At 40.5% G+C, this 18,929-nt stretch carries 16 protein-coding genes; 11 read left to right on the forward strand and 5 right to left on the reverse strand.

Annotated elements, in window-relative coordinates:
* The first annotated feature begins 16 nt into the window (after window positions 1-16).
* The gene (locus ACQ96U_RS18775) at window positions 17-496 is read left to right on the forward strand and encodes a chemotaxis protein CheW (RefSeq protein WP_431722799.1); all 480 of its coding nucleotides are present in this window, start codon (window positions 17-19) and stop codon (window positions 494-496) included.
* A 73-nt stretch (window positions 497-569) separates the two neighbouring features.
* Here ACQ96U_RS18775 and ACQ96U_RS18780 read toward each other — a convergent pair whose 3' ends face one another.
* The 5 genes from ACQ96U_RS18780 to ACQ96U_RS18800 form a co-directional block, all read right to left on the reverse strand.
* Complete coding sequence (locus ACQ96U_RS18780; RefSeq protein WP_431722800.1) at window positions 570-1,298, reverse strand: 16S rRNA (uracil(1498)-N(3))-methyltransferase; 729 nt, start codon at window positions 1,296-1,298, stop codon at window positions 570-572.
* 60 nt (window positions 1,299-1,358) lie between these two features.
* Window positions 1,359-2,222: a methylenetetrahydrofolate reductase [NAD(P)H] gene (metF, locus tag ACQ96U_RS18785; RefSeq protein ID WP_431722801.1), complete on the reverse strand. Its 864-nt coding sequence runs from the start codon at window positions 2,220-2,222 to the stop codon at window positions 1,359-1,361.
* A gap of 78 nt (window positions 2,223-2,300) precedes the next feature.
* A complete protein-coding gene (gene ahcY / locus ACQ96U_RS18790) occupies window positions 2,301-3,671 on the reverse strand; it encodes an adenosylhomocysteinase (protein WP_431722802.1) in 1,371 nt (456 codons plus the stop codon).
* Between the two features lie 179 nt (window positions 3,672-3,850).
* Window positions 3,851-5,011 (reverse strand): methionine adenosyltransferase, encoded by a 1,161-nt coding sequence (gene metK, locus ACQ96U_RS18795; protein ID WP_431722803.1) that lies wholly within the window; start codon window positions 5,009-5,011, stop codon window positions 3,851-3,853.
* A gap of 23 nt (window positions 5,012-5,034) precedes the next feature.
* The gene (locus tag ACQ96U_RS18800; protein WP_431722804.1) at window positions 5,035-6,057 is read right to left on the reverse strand and encodes an ArsR/SmtB family transcription factor; all 1,023 of its coding nucleotides are present in this window, start codon (window positions 6,055-6,057) and stop codon (window positions 5,035-5,037) included.
* A gap of 218 nt (window positions 6,058-6,275) precedes the next feature.
* Here ACQ96U_RS18800 and tkt point away from each other — a divergent pair, with 218 nt between their 5' ends.
* The 10 genes from tkt to ACQ96U_RS18850 all read left to right on the forward strand — a co-directional run bounded on the left by tkt (window position 6,276) and on the right by ACQ96U_RS18850 (window position 18,628).
* Window positions 6,276-8,279, forward strand: coding sequence for a transketolase (gene tkt / locus ACQ96U_RS18805; protein ID WP_431722870.1), 2,004 nt, complete (start codon window positions 6,276-6,278; stop codon window positions 8,277-8,279).
* A gap of 269 nt (window positions 8,280-8,548) precedes the next feature.
* Window positions 8,549-9,568 (forward strand): type I glyceraldehyde-3-phosphate dehydrogenase, encoded by a 1,020-nt coding sequence (gene gap, locus ACQ96U_RS18810; RefSeq protein WP_431722805.1) that lies wholly within the window; start codon window positions 8,549-8,551, stop codon window positions 9,566-9,568.
* Between the two features lie 163 nt (window positions 9,569-9,731).
* Window positions 9,732-10,898: a phosphoglycerate kinase gene (locus ACQ96U_RS18815; RefSeq protein WP_431722806.1), complete on the forward strand. Its 1,167-nt coding sequence runs from the start codon at window positions 9,732-9,734 to the stop codon at window positions 10,896-10,898.
* Window positions 10,899-11,024: 126 nt separating this feature from the next.
* On the forward strand, window positions 11,025-12,056 hold the full coding sequence (fbaA, locus tag ACQ96U_RS18820; RefSeq protein WP_431722807.1) for a class II fructose-bisphosphate aldolase: 1,032 nt from the start codon (window positions 11,025-11,027) through the stop codon (window positions 12,054-12,056).
* Window positions 12,057-12,269: 213 nt separating this feature from the next.
* Window positions 12,270-14,096: a carbamoyltransferase family protein gene (locus ACQ96U_RS18825; protein WP_431722808.1), complete on the forward strand. Its 1,827-nt coding sequence runs from the start codon at window positions 12,270-12,272 to the stop codon at window positions 14,094-14,096.
* A complete protein-coding gene (locus ACQ96U_RS18830; RefSeq protein ID WP_431722809.1) occupies window positions 14,083-14,478 on the forward strand; it encodes an SxtJ family membrane protein in 396 nt (131 codons plus the stop codon). The genes ACQ96U_RS18825 and ACQ96U_RS18830 overlap by 14 nt, the downstream gene beginning before the upstream one ends.
* An 11-nt stretch (window positions 14,479-14,489) precedes the next feature.
* On the forward strand, window positions 14,490-14,630 hold the full coding sequence (locus ACQ96U_RS18835) for a DUF5989 family protein (RefSeq protein WP_431722810.1): 141 nt from the start codon (window positions 14,490-14,492) through the stop codon (window positions 14,628-14,630).
* 2 nt (window positions 14,631-14,632) lie between these two features.
* On the forward strand, window positions 14,633-15,973 hold the full coding sequence (locus ACQ96U_RS18840) for a hypothetical protein (RefSeq protein WP_431722811.1): 1,341 nt from the start codon (window positions 14,633-14,635) through the stop codon (window positions 15,971-15,973).
* 913 nt (window positions 15,974-16,886) lie between these two features.
* Window positions 16,887-17,720, forward strand: coding sequence for an ABC transporter permease (locus ACQ96U_RS18845; RefSeq protein WP_431722812.1), 834 nt, complete (start codon window positions 16,887-16,889; stop codon window positions 17,718-17,720).
* Between the two features lie 11 nt (window positions 17,721-17,731).
* A complete protein-coding gene (locus ACQ96U_RS18850) occupies window positions 17,732-18,628 on the forward strand; it encodes an ABC transporter ATP-binding protein (RefSeq protein ID WP_431722813.1) in 897 nt (298 codons plus the stop codon).
* Window positions 18,629-18,929: the final 301 nt, after the last annotated feature.

The following is an 18,929-nucleotide window of genomic DNA, read 5'->3' on the forward strand; positions in this document are numbered from 1 at the left end:
TAAGAGATAACGCCCTATGGCAAAAGCACAGTTAACCCAAGATCGGGATGAAGTTCTTTCAAGCTTACTAATTCCCATCCAAGATAAAATGTTGTTGCTACCCAACGTGAGTGTGGCTGAAATTATAGGCTTTCAGCAGCCTTCATCTTCAAGCGATACGCCAGAATGGCATCTTGGACAAATCAATTGGCGGGAACAGTCAATCCCTGTGATTTCATTTGAAGTCGCTAATGGTGAAGAGTATCGAGGTACCAGTCGAAACGCTAGGGTAGCGATTATTAACAGTATCAGTGGTAATCGAGAATTAGCTTTTTTTGCTATTGTTGTGCAAGGGATTCCACACTCAGTACGACTGACCGAGTCAGATGTGATTGCTCAGGATGAACCTAACCAAGGCGAGCTTGAAGCAATGCATGTGCTTGCTCATGGTGAGCCAGCTATCATTCCCAAACTTGATAGTTTAGAAACAATGATTTTGGCTTATGGTTTAGCCTAATTTCGCGCTATTTTATTTTTAAGTAAAAAAGCCTGCTGGTAGCAGGCTTTTTTTGTTATTTATGCTGCGTATTTTACTGCCAATCGCCCCAGCAATATTGAAGTACTGAGAGTGCGGCTACTGGTGCAGTTTCTGTTCTCAATACCCGTGGGCCAAAGGTTGTCGAATGAAATTGGTGCTGGTTAGCCAGGTTGACTTCTTCCTCCGTTAACCCGCCCTCGGGACCGATCAGTAACGCAATATCATTGGGTTGTTTATGGTTGCCCAGTGGGGTTGCTGCGTGGTGATGCAGCACTAATCGTAATGCCTCCGAACGTTGAGTTAACCATTGATCAACAGGTAAAGGTGCATGGATTTCTGGCAATACATTGCGACCACATTGTTCGCAGGCGCTTATAGCGATTTGTCGCCAATGTTGTAGTTTTTTCTCTTGTCGCTCTTTGGGTAGCTTAACTTCACAGCGTGTACTAAAGAGCGGAGTGATCTGGGTAACGCCCAATTCAGTGGCTTTCTGGATAGCATAGTCCATGCGTTCACCACGAGATAAGCACTGCCCAATGTGAATGGATAATGGTGATTCACACTGCGCTGAGTTTTTTTTCAGCACATTGGCGACAACTGTTTTCTTGGAGACTTCTGTGAGTTCTGCTAAATAACAGTCTCCAGTGCCATTAAATAAATATATCTGCTCTCCTGGTTTCATTCTTAGCACTTTACCTACATGGTTGGCTGCTAAGGAATCAAGCATTAGATGTTCAGTGTGGGAAAGTGGTTGGGAAGTATATATTCGAGGAATTCGCATGAAGTCAATCACTAAGCTATATTGCCAGAACGGCAACTATAGCATAGTGAGAGATCTGGATTAACGTCGATTTGATAGGTTGAGGTTATTCCAAACAGCCAAACTGGGATCAGCCTGATTGAGTGTATAAAAGTGAATACCAGGTGCTCCAGCATCTAACAGTCGCTCACAAAGCTGAGTGATAACATCCTCCCCAAACTGGCGAATACTTGTTATATCATCCCCATAAGCTTCAAGCTGTTTTCTTATCCAGCGGGGTAATTCTGCACCACACGCATCACTGAACCGAGCTAGCTTGGTGTAATTCGTGATTGGCATAATGCCAGGTGTAATTGGAATGTTTATCCCCAGTTTTTCACAGCGCTCAACAAAATAAAAATAACTGTCGGCATTATAGAAATACTGTGTAATTGCAGCATTGGCACCTGCATCAACTTTGCGTTTAAAGTTTTCCAGGTCTTTTTCTGCATTAGGCGCCTGAGGGTGAATTTCAGGATAGGCCGCTACTTCTAAAATAAATTGTTGTTGGGTTGTTTCCCGAATAAAGCTGACGAGCTCATTTGCATAACGTAGTTCTCCAGAAGCCAGCCCCATACCTGAAGGCATATCACCACGAAGTGCAACAATGCGCTTAATCTGGTGTGCTTGGTAGTCTTTTAATAAATCTGCGATTTCTTCTTTATTTGCACCAATACACGATAGGTGTGGTGCAGTATCAACGTGTGTCGCTTCAGTAATAGCGAGCACGGTTTCTTTGGTTCTATCCCGAGTGGACCCTGCGGCACCATAGGTGACAGAAAAAAAGTCAGGTTTATACTCAGCCAGTCGTTTAGCTGTTGTTAAAAGTTTTTCTTGGCCTGCAGGCGTTTTGGCCGGGAAAAATTCAAAGCTAAAGCGTTTCGGGTGTTTTTTTTGTGATTCCATAGTTGTGGCTATACGACAGTTTTACCATGTTTTCCTGGCCAGAGAAGGCGATTGGCCAGGAAGTGCTCTGGTATATAATTAATATTTATAGCTGTCGGGTTTATAAGGACCTTCTACAGCTACATTAATATATTCAGCTTGTTTAGACGTAAGTTGGGTAATAACACCGCCAAAGCCTTCCACCATATAACGAGCCACTTCTTCATCGAGTTTTTTAGGAAGTACTCGTACGTAAAGACTTTTGGTCTTTTCAGTTGGGGATAGGTCTGCAAACTTAGCTTGGAATAAATGAATTTGTGCTAAAACCTGATTGGCAAAGGAGCCATCCATAATACGAGAGGGGTGGCCAGTGGCATTACCCAGGTTGACTAGCCGTCCTTCAGAAAGCAATAGGATGAAGTCTTTGGCATCATCGCTGCGATAAATCTTATGTACTTGAGGCTTAACTTCTTCCCAGCGCCAGTGCTGGCGCATGTAAGCAGTATCAATTTCAATATCAAAATGACCTATGTTGCTGACAACGGCACCAGGCTTGAGAGCAGCTAGCATGAAACGATCACAAACATCAGCATTACCGGTAGTGGTAACGATTAAATCCGTGGTATTTAACAGGGCTTGATTAATGCACTCGGTATTGCCTGTGTTTTTGCCGTTGATGTAGGGGGATACCACTTCAAAGCCATCCATGCAGGCTTGCATTGCACAGATTGGATCAATTTCGGTCACTTTAACAATCATGCCTTCTTGTCGAAGAGACGCTGCAGAACCTTTACCAACGTCACCATAGCCAATGACAAGCGCTTTTTTACCTGCTAATAAATGGTCTGTTCCACGTTTAATCGCATCATTCAGACTATGGCGGCAGCCATATTTATTGTCATTTTTAGATTTAGTGATGGCATCGTTAACATTAATGGCGGGTACTTTTAAGGAGCCTTGCTCAAGCATTTCAAGCAAGCGATGAACACCTGTGGTTGTTTCTTCAGAAATACCATGTACAGCATCTAATAATTCGGGATATTTGTTGTGGAGAATTTCAGTGAGATCGCCACCATCATCAAGAATCATATTTCCACCCCAAGGTTTACCATCCTTGAGTATGGTTTGCTCAATACACCACAAGTATTCTTCTTCTGTTTCACCTTTCCAAGCAAAAACTGGAACACCTTTATCAGCCATAGCCGCTGCTGCATGGTCTTGAGTTGAGAAAATATTACATGATGACCAGCGAACTTCAGCACCCAGGTCAACTAAAGTGTCAATCAATACAGCCGTCTGGATAGTCATGTGAATACAGCCCATGATCTTTGCACCAGCCAATGGCTTTTGATTTTTATACTGGGCACGAATAGCCATGAGGGCTGGCATTTCTGTTTCAGCAATCGCTATTTCCTGGTGCCCCCAATCCGCCAGAGAAATATCAGCTACTTTGTAATCATTATGTGCCATAGGTTTTGTCCTGTGATTCGTCCTTTTATGATTTAACATGCAATGTTTATTGAATTAGCGCAGGTTAGTGTGTTGCAAAAATACGACTACAGCGGTGTTTTATTAAAATGCTTATGACTACATTAAAGCCAAGAGCTGTAACTATTTCTGCAACACGGTCATCCTTGATCGGTTAGTAATCAGCTTACTGCATCACGAAGAATTTGAGCTTTGTCTGTTTGCTCCCAAGAGAATTCAGGTTCTTCACGGCCGAAGTGCCCGTAGGTAGCCGTTTTCTGGTAAATAGGACGGCGTAGATTCAACATGTCGATTAAGCCTTGTGGCGTTAAGTCAAAATGTTCACGTACCAGAGCCTCAATTTTCTCATCAGATGTTTTACCTGTACCAAATGTATTAACGCTGATAGAGGTTGGATCAGAGACACCAATAGCGTAAGAAACCTGAATTTCACAGCGGTCAGCCAAGCCTGCAGCAACAATATTCTTGGCAACATAACGACCAGCATAAGCTGCACTGCGGTCTACTTTTGATGGATCTTTACCAGAGAATGCTCCACCACCGTGACGTGCCATGCCACCATAGGTATCAACGATGATCTTCCGGCCAGTTAAGCCACAGTCACCCACAGGACCACCAATCACAAACTTGCCTGTTGGGTTAATAAAATATTTTGTTTGTTTGCCTAGCCACTCTGCAGGTAAAACAGGTTTGATAATTTCTTCAAGTACCGCTTCACGAATATTTTCTTGGCTAATACCGTCTTCATGCTGAGTAGAAAGGACGACAGCATCGATGCCAACAGGTTTGCCATAGCTGTCATAGTGGAAGGTGACCTGACTTTTTGCATCGGGACGTAGCCAAGGCAAAATGCCGCTTTTACGAACGTGGGCTTGACGTTCTACTAATCGGTGAGCATAAGTAATAGGAGCCGGCATCAGTACATCGGTTTCATTGGATGCATAGCCGAACATCAGGCCTTGGTCACCAGCCCCGAGCTTTTTACTGTCATTTTCATCTACACCTATTGCGATATCAGCAGACTGTTTACCGATCGCATTTAATACGGCACAAGAGGCACCATCAAAACCCATGTCTGAATGGTCATAACCAATTTTTAGTACAACGTCGCGCACGAGGTCTTCAATATCAACATAGGTTTCAGTACGGACTTCACCTGCTACCAATACCATGCCTGTTTTAACCAGTGTTTCCACAGCAACACGTGCATTAGGGTCGTCTTTTATAATGGCATCAAGAATGGCATCGGATATCTGGTCCGCTACTTTATCAGGATGTCCTTCTGAGACGGATTCTGACGTAAACAAAGAGTATTCAGCCATAACGGCATATCCTTTTCTTAAAATTAAGTGATACTAGGGCCTAGATCATTTGGCTTTGATTGTTTACGAAAGCAGCGTACCTGGATCTGGAAACCATTACGCAGCCCAAGGTACAGGCTTTCTCCCGTTTCCAACTGAGCGTTGTATGCCCACTCGGAAAAGTCTTCACTGGCAAACCCCAACCATAAGTCGCCACAATTATCCCTGACCCAGCTTTGGTCATGACGACAAAGGTCACATACCACCAGATGCCCTTCTGGTTTTAGAAGTTTGCCAATGGTGATAAACAGCTCTGCGGGAGAGGGAACATGGTGTAATACCATGTTCATCACCACGCAGTCTGCTTGTACTCCAAGCTCAAGTGCCTGCTGGGCTTCACCATGAATAAATTCAATGTTGGTAAGCTGATTAGCCTGAGCAAAGGCTTGAGCGCGATCTAACATTTGTTGTGAGTTATCAACGGCATAAATCTGCGAAAATTGTGGTGCTAGCTCCGCGAGAAAGACACCTTCGCCTGGGCCTATTTCAATCGCTGTATCTTTTGACTTGAAGTGAAGGCCATGAACAGCATCAGCTGCAACACGCGCATATTGGCCATATTCAGCAATAAGTACTTGTTGTTCATTAAACCGGTCAGCATGACGAGCAAAAAAAGCCTGTGAAGATTCAGCTCGCTGAGCGCGAATGATGTCGACTCCCTGCTGATACTTTTCTTCCAGGGGGAGTTGATCGAGATTATTGAATAAGCCTTGAATAACAGATCGAAGTGGATGCGTTTGAGGAATCACCGCTCGTCGGTAAAAGATCGAATTACCTTCACGATGGTGCGTAATTAATTCAGCTTGAACTAATACTTTTAGGTGATGACTGACACCAGATTGTCGGCAATCCAAAACAGCGGATAACTCAAGAACCCCAAATGAGTTGTTTTTCAACACCCGCAAAATAGCCATTCGCTGAGGGTCTGCACAGGCTTTACATAGCCTGACCAACCGATCAATTGAAAGGCTGTGAGTATCATTGAGTAGAGGGTCTTGGGATTTCATGTGGAGCAGTCTAGCAACATTAAAATGTGATAACAATATCTATATCTAATCTCATTGATATAGATATTATTTATTAATTTCTAGTTTTTAATATTTGATGGTCAGTAGGTGGTTTTAACGTGCAAGAAATTTGCTGTATAGACCAGAAAAAGCGAAAATGCCGTTCTTTGGTTGCTACTTGAACATCCTAGGAGTTTTCCATGCCGTCTAGTGAAGCCATGTCACCTCGGAAAGAATGTGCTAATGCAATTCGTGCACTTAGCATGGATGCAGTACAAAAGGCTAAAAGTGGCCATCCGGGTGCCCCCATGGGCATGGCAGATATCGCAGAAGTACTTTGGCGCGATTACCTGCAACATAATCCTGTGAATCCTAAGTGGAGCAATCGTGACCGCTTTGTATTATCCAATGGTCACGGTTCCATGCTGCTGTACTCTTTATTGCATTTGAGTGGTTATGAGCTGTCTATTGATGACTTGAAGAATTTCCGCCAATTGCATTCAAAAACAGCAGGACACCCAGAGTATGGTTATGCGCCTGGCGTTGAGACAACAACAGGTCCTTTAGGACAAGGTATTGCCAATGCAGTAGGTTTTGCAGTTGCAGAAAAAGTATTGGCAGGCCAATTCAACCGTCCGAATCTTTCGATTGTTGACCACTATACTTATGCATTCTTAGGTGATGGCTGCCTCATGGAAGGTATTTCCCATGAAGTGTGTTCTCTAGCCGGTACGTTAGGGCTTGGTAAGTTAATTGCCTTTTATGACGATAATGGTATTTCCATTGATGGTGAGGTAGAAGGCTGGTTCACTGATGATACTGCCAAGCGTTTTGAAGCTTATGGCTGGCAAGTTATTCCTGGTGTTGATGGTCATGATCCTGAAGCCATTAAAGCGGCGATCGAACAAGCTCGTGCTAACACGGATCAACCCACGTTAATCTGCTGTAAAACCATTATTGGTTATGGTTCTCCCAATAAGTCTGGTAAAGAAGAGTGTCATGGTGCACCACTGGGTGATGATGAAATTGCCTTAACACGTCAACAGCTGGGTTGGCAGCATGCACCTTTTGAAGTACCTGCAAGCATTTATAGTGCTTGGGATGCTAAAGAAGCGGGTGCTAGCCGTGAACAACAGTGGAATGAATTATTCGCAGCGTATCAAAAAGAGTATCCTGATTTAGCGGCTGAATTTAGTCGTCGTATGAGTGGTGAATTGCCATCTGACTTTTCTGCTAAAGCAGAGCAGTATGTCCGTGACTGCCAATTGACAGGTGAGACAATTGCGAGTCGTAAAGCATCGCAAAATACACTTAATGCCTTTGGTCCACTGTTGCCTGAATTTATGGGTGGCTCTGCTGACCTTGCGGGTTCTAACTTGACCCTTTGGAAAGGCTGTGTGGGTGTAAGCAAAGACATGCCTGCAGGTAACTACCTGTTTTATGGGGTTCGTGAGTTTGGCATGTCTGCGATCATGAATGGCTTAGCGCTGCATGGTGGTTTTGTACCTTATGGTGCGACATTCCTCGTATTCATGGAGTATGCGCGTAATGCCGTGCGTATGGCTGCTCTGATGAAAAAACGCAGTATTTTTGTATACACTCATGACTCAATTGGTCTAGGTGAAGATGGTCCAACTCACCAGCCTATTGAACAGCTGGCAAACTTAAGATCAACACCTAACCTGGCAATGTGGCGTCCATGTGACACGGTTGAAACGGCGGTAGCATGGAAATCTGCTATAGAACGTGCTGATGGTCCTTCAGCATTGATTTTCTCTCGTCAAAATCTGCCTCATCAAGCACGTACTGATGCTCAAGTGGCGGATGTAGCTAAAGGTGGTTATGTACTTCGTGATAGCGAAGGAACGCCTGACTTGATTTTGATTGCGACAGGTTCAGAAGTTGGCTTGGCAATGGATGCAGCTGATGCATTATCCGTTAAAGGTCATAAGGTACGTGTTGTATCAATGCCTTCTACTGATGTGTTTGATGAACAGTCAGTTGAATACAAACAGTCGGTTCTGCCTTTAGAAGTGACTGCGAGAATTGCTATTGAAGCTGCCCATGCTGACTTCTGGTATAAATATGTTGGCTTGGATGGTCGTATTGTCGGTATGACCACCTATGGCGAATCAGCACCTGCAGGTGAATTATTCGAGATGTTCGGCTTTACAGTAGATCATGTCGTTAATACCGCAGAAGATTTACTTTCTGATATTTAATACAGAAAAGTAGAAATGGGCGGCGTGAGTCGCCCATTTTAGTTGTAGAGCAAATTTTTATATGCCCAGTAAAAAGCATTTAGTAGAGGTTAATTCGTTACTTTGCTAAGCTTGACAGTGACTAATAAGTGCTACTAAGTAGTCTAATGCAAATATTACAAGGCTATTAATAACAACATATAATAGGCGAGTCGTTCTTAAATAAAGTGTTTACCTGATTGGAGTTTATTTTCAGAAGTGAAGCTTAGAGTGAGGTATCCAGTAACTTAATGGCCCACCGTATAGCAATTAATGGTTATGGTCGAATTGGGCAGTGTGTATTAAGGGCGCTATATGAAAATCGATATCGCCAGCACCTGCAAGTAGTAGCCATTAATGAGTTAGCTGACCCAGAAACAATTGCCTACCTTACCCGTTTTGATACTACGCATGGTTATTTCCCTGCTCAGGTCAGACAAGAAAATAATTCTTTAATTGTTAATGGGGACCAAATTCAGCTGCTTAATCATCCCGAACCTAAAAATTTGCCTTGGGAGGCACTCGGGATTGATTTGGTTTTGGAGTGTACGGGCTCTTACACTGATAGAGAAACTGCCGAAGTGCATCTGCACAGTGGTGCTAAACGGCTATTATTTTCACAACCAGCAGAATCTACAGTTGATGCCACCATCGTTTATGGTATCAACGAAGTACAATTAAAACCTTTCCACAGAATTGTTTCCAATGCATCTTGCACCACCAATTGTATTGTTCCTGTACTAAAAACATTAGACGACCATTTTGGTATTGAGCATGGGACGATTACCACTATCCATTCAGCTATGAATGATCAACCGGTTATTGATGCGTATCACCATACAGACTTGCGTCTGACACGAAGTGCAATGCAGTCAATTATTCCGAGAGATACTGGATTGGCTAAAGGAATTGATCGTCTGATGCCACACTTAGCTGGGTGCTTTGCTGCCTTATCAATGCGTGTGCCTACGATCAATGTGTCGGCAATGGACTTAACAGTACAGGTAAAACGTACAACAACCGTGGCGGAACTTAATGACATGATCCGTCAGACGGCTCGAGGTCCACTAAGAGGGCTGATGAGATACGTTGAAGAGCCACTTGTTTCATGTGATTTTAACCATGATTCACACTCATCTATAGTTGACTTGACCCAAACCAAAGTTATTCGTGGTCAGATGGTGAAAATGGTCACCTGGTTTGATAACGAGTGGGGATTTGCCAATCGTATGCTGGACGTCAGTCTACATTGGCTTAAGCAGATGGCTTGAAACAACATAAAAATTCTCGATTACACTACATCTTATAATTTTGTCGAGGCTCCTATTACATCACATAAACTAATAAATACAGTGAGTAGGGTGCTCTCAACATGGCCGCAAACAGATGTGTGTCGAGTAATACGTTGCAACAAGAAGGTATATAGGAAACAGCATGACCATATTGAAAATGACTGATCTTGATCTAGCGGGCAAGCGAGTACTTATTCGTGAAGATCTAAACGTTCCCATAAAAAATGGAAAGGTAGCCAGTGATGCTCGTATCATGGCTTCTTTGCCAACGGTTAAGCAAGCCATCGCTGCCGGTGCAAAAGTGATGCTGATGTCTCACTTAGGTCGTCCAACAGAAGGTGAATATGCTGAAGAGTTTTCTTTAGCGCCTGTTGCAGAATATATGGGTGAAAAACTTGGACAGCCAGTTCGCTTGGTGAAAAATTGGCTTGATGGCGTTGAAGTAAGCGCTGGAGAAGTTGTACTGCTGGAAAATGTTCGCTTTAACAAAGGCGAGAAAAAGAATGATGAAGCGTTAGCTAAAAAAATGGCTGCGCTGTGTGATGTATACGTTATGGATGCATTTGGTACTGCTCACCGTGCACAAGCTTCTACTCATGGCGTGGGACAATATGCTCCAGTAGCATGTGCGGGACCTTTGTTAGCCAATGAATTGGATGCTTTAGCCAAAGCATTACTGAGTCCAGCTAAACCTGTCGCTGCTATTGTGGGTGGCTCTAAGGTATCCACTAAGCTGACCGTACTTGAGTCGCTATCAAATGTCGTTGATCAGTTGATTGTCGGTGGTGGTATCGCTAATACATTTTTAGCCGCTGCTGGTAAGCCTGTAGGTAAGTCTCTGTGTGAGCACGACTTGATTCCTGAAGCTAAAAAGCTAATGGCAAAAACCAACATTCCATTGCCTGTGGATGTTGTTACGGCTAAAGAATTTTCTGAATCTGCTGAAGCTACAATTAAGTCTGTGGATGATGTTGCAGATGACGATATGATTTTAGATATTGGTCCTGAAACTGCAAAACAGTTTGCTGCTTTGCTGGCTGAAACCAAAACCATTATTTGGAATGGACCTGTAGGTGTTTTTGAGTTTGATCAGTTTGGTGAAGGTACAAAAGCGCTTTCACTAGCCATTGCAGATAGTGATGCTTTTTCTCTGGCGGGTGGTGGTGACACGCTTGCAGCAATTGATAAGTATGAAATTGCTGAGAAAGTGTCTTACATCTCAACAGGTGGTGGTGCTTTCTTGGAATTTGTAGAAGGTAAAAAACTGCCTGCTGTGGCCATGCTTGAAGAGCGTGCTCAAAAAAGTTAATTATTGATAACTTCTTATAACCAAGTGCTTTGCACTTGGTTGTTAAACATTTTAGGGTAATAGTCTCCTCGCTAAACTGAACTCATTACCCGGCCAACTTTTTAAAATAATTGGAGAAAACGCATCATGCCAGTGGTTAATTACCAACAGTATTGTCAAATGCTGGATAATGCCAAGAAAAATAAATTTGCTTATCCAGCGATTAACGTGTCTTCCAGTGAAACAGCTAATGCTGCGTTGCAGGGTTTTAAAATGGCAAACTCTGATGGCATTATTCAAGTATCAACGGGTGGTGGAAAATTCGCTTCAGGTCAAGCAGTGGGCTCAATGGCTAAAGGTGCAATTGCCCTGGCTGTTTATGTCCATATTCTTGCTGAAGAATATGATATTAACATTGCACTGCACACTGACCACTGCCATCCAGAGTATGTTGACTCATTTTTGAAGCCGCTGATTGAAGAAACAAAAAAACGCCGTGCAGCAGGCTTACCTAACTTGTTTAACTCTCACATGTATGACGGTTCTGCATTGCCAATGGAGCAAAACATTGCAGAGTCGAAAAAAATCATGGCTGACTGTGTTGCTAACGAAATTATTCTGGAAATTGAAACAGGTGTTGTAGGTGGTGAAGAAGATGGCCACGACACTTCAGGTGTTTCTGCTGACAAGCTTTATACTACTCCAGAAGATATGGTTATGGCTGCAAAAGAAATTGGTTCAATGGGCCGTTTCTTGTTAGCTGCTACGTTTGGTAATGTACACGGTGTTTACAAGCCAGGTAACGTTAAACTGAAACCCACAATTTTGCGTGACGGACAGGATGCTGTAGCAAAAGCATTAGGCAAAGATGCTCGTTTAGACCTAGTATTCCACGGCGGTTCAGGTTCTGAATTACATGAAATTCATGAAACGTTGGAATACGGTGTTGTTAAAATGAATATCGACACTGATACACAATATGCATTTACACGTCCTGTTGTAGATCATATGTTTAAAAACTATGACGGTGTATTGAAAGTTGAAGGTGAAGTAGGAAACAAAAAAGTTTACGATCCTCGCTCTTGGGGTAAAGCGGCAGAGCAAGGTATGGCTGAGCGTATTGCTCAAGCATGTCGTGACTTGCGTTCTGAGAATACATCACTTGGTAAAAATATCTAAGCATTTTAGTTTAGGTATTCAAAAAGGGGCCTTATGGCCCCTTTTCTATTGGTATGAAAACTAGAGTGAAATTAGCAGTATTGTTTAATATAGCTATTCATTTCTTGAGTAAGCTGCGCTGAAATAGCAGTAAAAAAATAACAGATGTCATTAATTGAACTAAAGTATTAACTATATTTGTGAATATAGGTGCTTTGAAGAAAGAAAAATGTAATGACATATATATTGGGTATTTCTGCTTATTATCATGACAGTGCTGCAACCTTACTGAAAGATGGACGAATTCTATGTGCTTTACAAGAAGAGAGGTTTAGTCGTGTAAAGCATGATGCTGGATTTCCTGTAAATGCAATAAAGATGTCTTTGTCATTGGCAGGTATTCATTTATCAGATGTTGACTGCGTAGTTTTTTACGATAAACCCTTATTAAAGTTTGAACGTTTAGTAGAAAGTTATTTGGCATATGCTCCAAAGGGATGGCTGTCATTTAAAACATCAATGCCGATCTGGCTTAAAGAAAAGCTTTATCTTAAAAAAGAAATTAAACAGCAGCTTAGTCGTATTGCTGAGGAGAAGTTTAAAGGAAAATTACTTTTTTCTGAGCATCATTTATCCCATGCAGCTTCAGCATTTTATCCCTCCCCATTCGAAAAGTCCGTTATTCTTTGTCTTGATGGGGTTGGAGAATGGGCAACGTCGAGTGCATGGCTAGGAGAAAAAGAAAAAATAACACCCTTATGGCAAATAAATTTTCCTCACTCTATTGGGTTACTTTATTCTGCGTTTACCTATTTTACTGGTTTTAAAGTTAATAGTGGTGAGTATAAATTAATGGGGTTAGCTCCTTATGGTGAGGCAAAGTACAGTAATTTAATTAGGGAAAAAATTATTGAGATAAAAGAGGATGGGTCATATAAGTTAAACATGGAATATTTTGACTATGTTACTGGGCTTAGGATGACAAATGATTCATTTTCAAAGTTATTTAATGCAGAACCAAGAAAGTCTGATCAGCCCATTCGGCAGTTAGACCTTGATATTGCTGCATCAATACAGGAAGTGACTGAGGATGTTGTTTTAAAACTCGCTTGTACTATTAATAAAGAAGAGCCAACAAATTCTATTTGTTTAGCTGGAGGTGTGGCGCTTAACTGCGTGGCCAATAGTGCTTTATTAAATAATGGGCCCTTTTCTAACATTTGGATTCAGCCTGCTTCAGGAGACGCAGGAGGTTCTCTTGGTGCTGCATTAGCATTGTGGCATTTACATTTTAAAAAAGAAAGGAGTATTAATGATAAAGATAGTATGCGGGGAGCATTTCTTGGAAATTCATACACTGTAGCAGAAATAACGCAATATCTGGATAGTCTTAATGCAGTTTATTCAGTGAAATCAGAAGAGGAGCTGTGTATTGATGTTGCAAATGAAATCAATAATCAAAATGTCATTGGTTGGTATCAAGGGGCAATGGAGTTTGGACCAAGAGCTCTAGGAGGCCGATCTATCATTGGAGATCCTCGTTCTCCTGAAATGCAGATGAAAATGAATATGAAGATTAAATTCCGAGAATCATTTAGACCATTTGCTCCTTCAGTATTAGAAGAGTATGCAGAAGATTATTTTAATTTTTCACAGATAAGTCCTTATATGTTATTTACTGCCCCAATAAAAGAAAACCATCGGAAAAATATTCCTGAATATGTAAAAGGATTAGAGTTGCTAAATATTGAAAAATCTGATGTGCCTGCTATTACTCATGCAGATTACTCTGCACGATTACAAACAGTAAACAAAGAAACCAATCCGAAATTTCACAAACTAATTTCTAGTTTTTACCAGCTTACAGGTATTCCGATGGTAATTAATACCTCTTTTAATGTGCGAGGAGAACCGCCTGTATGCTCTCCACAAGATGCCTTTGAATGTTTTATGGCCACCGATATGGATATACTGGTTTTAGAGCAAGCTGTTATTTATAAAAATAAACAGCCCAAAGAACTTTTATCAAGAAACTGGAAAAAGAACTATGAACCAGACTAATAAAAAAGAAGTTAATACTTTTTTTGTTACTTTTGGCGGTATGGTTATTTTGATTTTTGGCTTTCTTTTGCCATGGTTGTTTGAATATAGTATTCCCGCATGGCCTTTTATAGCTGCAGTCGTTTCATTTTCATTTTTGTTGGTAAAGTTTAGGATCAAAAAAAAGGTGTTTGATGGATGGATGAGGTTTGCGGGAGTGCTTGGAAAAATTAATACTTTTTTAGTATTAGGTTTACTTTTTTTTGTTGTGATAACACCTTTTGGCTTTGTTATGAGAAAGTTGAAAAAGTTAGAGATTTTACCTGAGCAAAGTGAGTCAAAAAATAGCTATATAGTACAGTCTGATCGTATGAAAGTATTTGACTTTGAGAGGCCTTTCTAATGTGGGATTTAATGAAAGACCTATGGGGATTGATGAAAACGCGTAAAAAATACTGGTTAATGCCAATTATCACAGTATTTGTATTGTTGGGAGCTTTGATTGTTCTATCCCAAGGCTCTGCTATTGCTCCGTTTATTTATACGTTATTTTGATTATGAACGAAAAGCTAAAAGAGTATACTGCCATTGGCTTAATAACCTTACTGTTACTGGCTGTCGCATTACTTATATTAAGATATTTAGCACCAGGTTTACTTGGTAAAGGAACTGACTTACAGTTAGTTCAAATAGATAAGAAAGTTCCTCCTTTCTTCGACAATATTTTTAGGGAAGAGGACATTAAGTCTGTAGATTTTCTCATACAAGATCCAGTTTTCAAAGTGAGAGCTAAGCCGTTATTACCTGATATGAGTGGTATGGGACCTCATGATATTTTAGGGTTTAGAAACTTTGGTGTGCCCAATCAAGCAGAAATAGTGATTGTAGGTGATAGCCAAACTTATGGTAATAATGCTCCCATTATATATAACTGGCCACATATTTTTAATAATTTTTTAGAGTTTAATAAAAAGTATGTAACGCAGTATGCAATGGCCACTGGAGGGTGGGGAGCCATTCAATACTTTGAAGCTGCAAGAAATGCTTCAGTGTTTCAACCCCTTATTCTGGTTGTTGCTTTTTATACGGGTAATGATCCTTTAGAATCCTTTAGTTTGGCCTATGGATCTGATCTTTGGGCGCGGTATAGGCTTGATACCCATTTATCTTCAAGTGATGCGCCTGTGGTTGAATTTCCTGAGCCTAAAAAGTATCAGTGGCCTGTTAGTTTTTCTGATGGTGTTTCCACTATATTTACGCCTAAATTACGAGGTGAGAATAACCTGAAGTCACCTGTCGTTGATGTAGGTTACAAAATTATGCTGCAAGTAGCAAAAGATATTAGAAGTATTTTAAAACCGCTCAATATTCAAGTCATATACACAATTATTCCAACGAAAGAGTTAGTTTATAAAAATAAAATAAATACAGAAAAAAAATTAGATGTTCCAGAACACTATAAAAGGTTAATAACAGATGAGGAAGCAAGGATTAAGTGGTTTAGTAAAGAATTGAGTGAGTTGGGTGATGGAAGTATGTATGTTGATATTGTTGATCCATTTCAAAAAGCGGCTTTGAGTCGAGTTATGCTATATCCGAAGAATGAAAATGGTCATCCTGTATTGTCTGGATACAGCGTGATTGCTCAGACTATAGCTGATACGGTGGCTAAAGCGTTACCAGAGTTTATTCAAGGTTTTGCTTTAGCAAAGAGTGAATTGTATTCTGGTGTAATTTTTATCAATAAGAAAAACTACTGGATGGTTTTTGATCGAGCACTAGTTAGTAATTTGGACGCAAGTAATTTACCTACCTTGATGACAAAAGAGTTAAAGTGGTTGAAACCAATGGGAAACTTTGCTCAGGTTAAACATATTTATATGAAGAAATCCGAATAAAAAAGGATTTCTTTGTATATTAAGTTGCTCTAGTGGAACCTATTTTAGGTTTTAATAAGAAACTGTCAGTTACATTTTACAGATATCCCATATCTTACTCCTTTATTTATCAAACACGTATAATTAACTTTATGTATGTATTTGGGTTGGTAGATCATTGCTTATTGAGTGAAGACTGTTCTTTTGAATTACTCCTTATGTTATAAGTAACTATAAGAGTAATACTATAGTATTTTGTACGATGGTTTTGTTATGGCGGCATAAGTTTCTTCTATAATTATTGCGTATAAGCGACATTTTTTGTTAAAATAATGTGACATAAAGAGCTGATGAAGTTTATTTGTCAGTCATAACAGGGGGTAGGCATTCTATTAATACAGGGCTTTTGAGTATAACTATTTCATTACGTAGAGCTTAACGTTTTAATTATTATAATTACGTTACTTTTTTATATTAATTATTTTTTTGAACTCATAATAATCCCCGACAAGCGTTTTCTTATTTATTCGTTTTAGTAGATTAAACCCACGTTCAATATAGATTCATGCTCTTAATGTTTGAACATTACTTCGCTTTGGAGTGATTGAAGTGTTAGACATTACCTTATGAGGTTTACTGCAAAGGGGATTGATAAAAGCTATGTCAGCGCTGTACTCTTGCCCCATGTAGCGCTTATTAAATACTTAAGGTTGTTATCGCTAAGCATACAGCAGTTGATTAGCTCTCATGTATGGCTTATACACTGCGGTCCTCTATGCAGTGCTTCCTTACTCTCACAATAAATCACTATTTTTAGAGGTGCCCATATGTGAGTAACCTCAAATTGTTGATGAGTTTCTTCGGTGAGTGATCCATGACTACCTTTATAGTGTAGTATGTACAAACATAGTGATCGTTTATAAGGTGTTATTTTATGAATAAACCACCATTAGTCATAGGCCTACATGCCAATCCGCCCGTATGGCTAAAGCGTTTGCTAATATTATTGCCTTTTGTCCTAGTAATAATTGCTTACTTATGGGCCTCAGATGCACGTTTGGCTGAAAACCCAGCGGATAAGATTCTTCCTAGTTTATCGCAAATGGGAGATGCTATTCAGCGAATGGCTTTTGCTCCTGACCGTCGAACTGGAGATTATTTGTTATGGCAAGATACACTTGCGAGTTTGACGAGAATAGTTATTGGTGTAGGGAGTGCATTACTTGTTGCGATTCTATTAGGCTTGAATATTGGCTTGTTTGTTGGCTTTAGGTCAGTATTGTTAGCGTTTATCACAATGATTGCGATGGTTCCTCCTCTGGCGATTTTACCTATTTTATTCATTGCTTTTGGCGTTGATGAGTTTGGAAAAATTGCACTTATTTTTATAGGTACGTTTCCAGTAATGACTCGTGATATATATTTATCGGTGATCAAGGTACCAAGGGAGCAGTTGGTAAAATCACTGACTATGGGGGCATCATCAATGGCTTTAACCTATCGTATTATTTTACCGCAGGTGTTGCCTAGGGCGATTGACTCGTTACGTTTGTGTCTTGGTGCTGCATGGCTCTTTTTAATTGCTTCAGAAGCAATAGCGGCAACGGAAGGGCTAGGATATCGTATATTCCTTATGCGCCGATATTTAGCAATGGATGTCATTATTCCGTATGTTGCCTGGATTACTTTTCTGGGTTTTACCCTTGATTTCCTGTTAAGTCTGCTTAATCGGAAAATGTTTAGCTGGTACGCAGAGAGCAAAAAGTAAAGGTAAATCATATGACTTCAACAGGATCCGGTACAGCTTTCAAAAAGCTTGAAATAACAGATGTAGTTAAAAGCTATGGCTCCAAGTGTGTGTTAGATGATATTGACCTACACGTATCACACGGTGAGTTCTGTACACTTGTGGGACCGAGTGGTTGTGGCAAGTCTACATTACTACGTCTGATACTTGGACAGGAACAGGCTAATCAGGGATCAATTTTGGTTGAAGGACAACCTGCAGGTTTTCCTGATCCATATCGAGGGATTGTCTTTCAGAGATATTCACTTTTCCCACATTTATCAGTTTTAGATAACGTTTTGCTAGGAAAACACCTTACTCATCAACGTTGGTGGATGCCATGGCGACGGCAGTCTGGGTGGGAAGAAGAAGCAATGAGTTTACTTGAAAGGGTACGTCTGACCGAGGCTGCTGAAAAATACCCTCATGAGTTGTCGGGTGGGATGCAACAGCGTGCTGCTATTGCACAAGCACTCATTATGAAACATCCTGTATTGTTGATGGATGAGCCTTTTGGTGCTTTAGACCCTGATACACGAGAAGATTTACAGATTTTTTTATTGGATATTTGGGAAAAAGAACAGCTGACAATATTTTTTGTGACTCATGATTTAGAAGAAGCCTGTTTTTTAGGATCACGGTTATTGGTGTTATCTCAATATTATACTGATGATCGAGGTAATGGTCCTGATGTAAACCGGGGTGGCAAGATAGTAGCCGATCACCCATTGAAGAATATTGCAGGTAGTACGGTGATTAAAGACCAAGTGGAGTTTAGGGATCTTATTGAGTCAGTTCGACGAGAAGGATTCAATCCAGAAATAAGACAACATGTTGATAATTTTAACTTAAACCACCCTGACTCATTTAGAACGTTAAATGAGTATTAGATTCGAAATAAATGACATATTTTCAACATACACTGTTATTGTGAGTAATTGTTTAGATTTGCTTTTTTGCGATTAAAAATTAAGAAATATGTAAAAATATGTGCCTTTCACTGTCTTAAAAAAGTAAACAGCGTATGATTTCGCCGTTTTATTTAGCTAAGAAGTATCTTAAAACAGCTATAGTGTAGATCATATACTCAATGTGAAGGGTAGAATACCATGATCAAGAATGAGCCTGTCAGTACAAAGGCTGTAATAAATCAATTTGTATCCGCAAAAATACTGCATATTAAAGATTGAT

Source organism: Zooshikella sp. RANM57, from assembly GCF_050749885.1.
In the GTDB taxonomy this organism is placed as follows: Bacteria; Pseudomonadota; Gammaproteobacteria; order Pseudomonadales; family Zooshikellaceae; genus Zooshikella.

Coding starts and splice junctions, on each gene's coding strand:
- ACQ96U_RS18775 (WP_431722799.1), top strand. CDS start 17: ATGGCAAAAGCACAGTTAACCCAAGATCGGGATGAAGTTCTTTCAAGC.
- ACQ96U_RS18780 (WP_431722800.1), bottom strand. CDS start 1,298: ATGCGAATTCCTCGAATATATACTTCCCAACCACTTTCCCACACTGAA.
- metF (WP_431722801.1), bottom strand. CDS start 2,222: ATGGAATCACAAAAAAAACACCCGAAACGCTTTAGCTTTGAATTTTTC.
- ahcY (WP_431722802.1), bottom strand. CDS start 3,671: ATGGCACATAATGATTACAAAGTAGCTGATATTTCTCTGGCGGATTGG.
- metK (WP_431722803.1), bottom strand. CDS start 5,011: ATGGCTGAATACTCTTTGTTTACGTCAGAATCCGTCTCAGAAGGACAT.
- ACQ96U_RS18800 (WP_431722804.1), bottom strand. CDS start 6,057: ATGAAATCCCAAGACCCTCTACTCAATGATACTCACAGCCTTTCAATT.
- tkt (WP_431722870.1), top strand. CDS start 6,276: ATGTCACCTCGGAAAGAATGTGCTAATGCAATTCGTGCACTTAGCATG.
- gap (WP_431722805.1), top strand. CDS start 8,549: ATGGCCCACCGTATAGCAATTAATGGTTATGGTCGAATTGGGCAGTGT.
- ACQ96U_RS18815 (WP_431722806.1), top strand. CDS start 9,732: ATGACCATATTGAAAATGACTGATCTTGATCTAGCGGGCAAGCGAGTA.
- fbaA (WP_431722807.1), top strand. CDS start 11,025: ATGCCAGTGGTTAATTACCAACAGTATTGTCAAATGCTGGATAATGCC.
- ACQ96U_RS18825 (WP_431722808.1), top strand. CDS start 12,270: ATGACATATATATTGGGTATTTCTGCTTATTATCATGACAGTGCTGCA.
- ACQ96U_RS18830 (WP_431722809.1), top strand. CDS start 14,083: ATGAACCAGACTAATAAAAAAGAAGTTAATACTTTTTTTGTTACTTTT.
- ACQ96U_RS18835 (WP_431722810.1), top strand. CDS start 14,490: ATGAAAGACCTATGGGGATTGATGAAAACGCGTAAAAAATACTGGTTA.
- ACQ96U_RS18840 (WP_431722811.1), top strand. CDS start 14,633: ATGAACGAAAAGCTAAAAGAGTATACTGCCATTGGCTTAATAACCTTA.
- ACQ96U_RS18845 (WP_431722812.1), top strand. CDS start 16,887: ATGAATAAACCACCATTAGTCATAGGCCTACATGCCAATCCGCCCGTA.
- ACQ96U_RS18850 (WP_431722813.1), top strand. CDS start 17,732: ATGACTTCAACAGGATCCGGTACAGCTTTCAAAAAGCTTGAAATAACA.